Raw genomic sequence first — 2,340 nt, 5'->3', positions numbered from 1 at the left:
CCGGTGGTGGCGGCCGGCTGGCTCGCCGCCGCGCTGACCGGCGCCGCCGCGGGCGCGGCGACCGGCGGCCTGGTCGGCCTGCTGGTCGGCGAGGGCGTGAGCGGCGCCGATGCCGATATCTATGCCGCCGGCCTGAAGCGCGGCGGTGCCCTGGTGGTCGCCCGCCTCGGCGAAGCTGACTACGAGAAGGGCGCCGCCATCCTGAAGCAGAGTCCCGGCCGCGATCTCGCATCGCGCACCGATGCGGCGCACCCGGCCGGCTTCGCCGATGCGCGGCCGGAACCGGCGAGGCCCGCGGCGCCGGAACATCGGCTCGTGCGCGGCGATCGCGTGGAAGGCACCAGCGTCTACGGCCCGAACGGCACCCATCTCGGCGTGGTACGCGAGGTGATGCTCGACCGCGCGACCGGCTCGGTCGATCACGTGGTGATCTCCGCCGGCGATTTCTTCGGCGTCGGCGGCGGCACGCGCGCGATACCCTGGGATGCGATGTCCTACGACACGCATCTCCAGGGCTATCGCACCACGCTCAGCGAGGATCAGCTCCGCGCCGCGCCGGCGGCGTGAGTGGCAGGCCTCACACCTCCGGCTTCGGCCCGCGCAGCGCCAGCGGCGGCCAGTCCGCTTCCGCGGCCTGCGGCCGCGCGCGCCGGCCCGGCCACGGGATCAGCATCGCCACCTCAGCCCGATACTGCCGGTACTTCTCCCCGAACAGCCGGATCAGGTCGCGCTCCTCGAGCTGGATGCCGATCAGGATGTAGCCGGTGGTCGCCAGCGCGAACAGCAGGTGGCCGACCGTCATCTCGGGCGTCGCCCAGAAGGCGAGCAGGAAGCCGAGATAGATCGGATGCCTGACGCGCTTGTAGAGCCCGGGCGTGCGGAACTCGGGCGCCGGGATCGGCGTGCCGGTCAGCCGGGCCCAGACCTGGCGCAACCCGAACAGCTCGAAATGATGGATCAGGAAGGTCGAGTACAGCACGACCGCCCAGCCCAGCCAGAACACCGCCCACACGACCGTCAGGCCGGGCTCGCTCGTCACCTGCCACAGCACGTCCGGCAGCGGCCGCCACTGCCAATAGAGCAGGCCGAGCGCCGCGCTGGTGAAGACGACGAAGGTGGCGCGCTCCACCGAATGCGGCACGACCTTGGTCCACACCCGCTTGAAGCCGGGCCGCGCCATCACGCTGTGCTGCACGGCGAAGGCGCCGAGCAGCGCGACATTCACCGCGAGCGAGGGCAGCAACGTGCCCACTTCGCCGCTGTCGATCGTCTTCGCGCCGCCGAGATTGCCGGTGAACACGATGGCGTAGAGAAACGCGCCGACGAACAGCATGTAAGCCGCGGCGCCGTACAGAACCGCAACGATCCCACCCATGACGAGCCTCCATGGCCTGTCGCAGGCTTCCGCCTGCCCATGGGTGAAAGGTCTACGCGCGCAATCCCCGCGCCGCTGCGAACTGGTTCACAGGGGCGGGAGCCGCGCCGCTCGGCTCTACTCCACGATCTTCCAGTACGAATCCTTCTCGACCACTTTGCCGTCGCGGAAGGTGTAGAAGTCGCAGCCCCAGACCTCGATCCGCACCCCGTCGCGCCGCGTGCCGGTCAGCACCCATTTCGAGATGCCGGTGCGGGCCGCTTCGTCGACGAAGTGCCGCTCGCTGCCGTAATGCACATCGGGCAGGCCCTCGAACCGCCCGGCCAGGGCCCTGCGCACATCGTCCTTGCCTTCGTAGCGCGCGCCCCAGGGCTGCGGCCCCCGCGGCATATGCAGCACGCAATCCTCCGCGAAATGGCCCATCACGCGCTCCAGGTCGTGCGCGTTGAAGGCATCGCAGAGCGATCGCAGGCTCGCATCGATATCGGCCATCATGTCCTCCCTGCTGGCACCCATGCTGCGCCCATTCCCTTCTCCCTGGGGAGAAGGTGGTCGCGGAGCGACCGGATGAGGGGCGCGCTTTCAACCCGCGCGTCCTCTGCGGCAGACCGCGCATGGGCGGAGAGCGCGCCCCTCACCGCCCCAGCGTCTCGAGAAACCCGAGCAGCGCCGCGTTGAACGCCTCCGGCCGGTCGATATTGGCGGCATGCCCGGCGCCCGGGATCACCGCCTTCCTGGCGCCCGGGATCTTCGCCGCCATGTAGTCGCTGGCGGCGAGGAAGGGCTTGTCCTCCGATCCCACCACGACCAACGACGGCACGCGGATCTCCGGCAATGACGCGATCACGCTGTCGTCCTGCTGGGTCAGCATGCCGCGCGCGGCGAGCGCCAGGCCCTTCGCGCCGCCCGGGCCGCTCGCGCCGCGATGCGTGCCGAGCCGGCGCTCCGCGCTGCCGTCCGCCAGC

General features: G+C 70.8%; 4 protein-coding genes. 1 reads left to right on the top strand and 3 read right to left on the bottom strand.

Annotated elements, in window-relative coordinates; translation table 11 throughout:
- Positions 1–567, top strand: a 567-nt coding sequence (locus DT074_RS27815) for a PRC-barrel domain-containing protein (RefSeq protein ID WP_162915298.1), incomplete at its 5' end; no start/stop codon positions are given.
- A 10-nt stretch (positions 568–577) separates the two neighbouring features.
- Here DT074_RS27815 and mddA read toward each other — a convergent pair.
- From mddA to DT074_RS27800, 3 genes are all read right to left on the bottom strand, one after another.
- Positions 578–1,375, bottom strand: a complete 798-nt coding sequence (mddA, locus tag DT074_RS27810; RefSeq protein ID WP_119423068.1) for a methanethiol S-methyltransferase — start codon at positions 1,373–1,375, stop codon at positions 578–580.
- A gap of 117 nt (positions 1,376–1,492) precedes the next feature.
- On the bottom strand, positions 1,493–1,891 hold the full coding sequence (locus DT074_RS27805) for a nuclear transport factor 2 family protein (RefSeq protein ID WP_368744963.1): 399 nt from the start codon (positions 1,889–1,891) through the stop codon (positions 1,493–1,495).
- Between the two features lie 118 nt (positions 1,892–2,009).
- Positions 2,010–2,340, bottom strand: a 331-nt coding sequence (locus tag DT074_RS27800) for an alpha/beta fold hydrolase (RefSeq protein WP_368744962.1), incomplete at its 5' end; no start/stop codon positions are given.

Source organism: Desertibaculum subflavum (genome assembly GCA_003576705.1).
Lineage (GTDB): Bacteria > Pseudomonadota > Alphaproteobacteria > Ferrovibrionales > Ferrovibrionaceae > Desertibaculum > Desertibaculum subflavum.
The sequence above is the reverse complement of the archived record's forward strand: the minus strand, read 5'-3'. Positions and strand labels throughout refer to the sequence as shown.